General features: G+C 48.4%; 1 pseudogene. It reads left to right on the plus strand.

What is annotated here, in order from left to right:
- Positions 1 to 203, plus strand: a pseudogene (locus tag FC65_RS12130) (IS30 family transposase); the annotation flags it as partial.
- Positions 204 to 250: the final 47 nt, after the last annotated feature.

Raw genomic sequence — 250 nt, forward strand, 5'->3', positions numbered from 1 at the left:
CTTCTTCGCCCTGGGAACGTGGAAGTAACGAACGGGCTAACGGACTTTTACGTGAGTTCTTCCCCAAAGGACATTCACTGAAACAAGTAACGACAACAGAAGTCCAAATGGCGGAAGATGCCTTGAATAATAAGTATCGCCGCATCCTAGGTTATCATTCTGCCAAAGAAGCGTTAGCGAACGAATTAAACCAAACAACATAAGCGGCTAGTGAGGAGGCAGGCCACTCGCTACGCTTCTTGGCCTGCCT

The sequence above is a fragment of the Ligilactobacillus acidipiscis DSM 15836 genome, from assembly GCF_001435755.1.
Classification (GTDB): Bacteria; Bacillota; Bacilli; order Lactobacillales; family Lactobacillaceae; genus Ligilactobacillus; species Ligilactobacillus acidipiscis.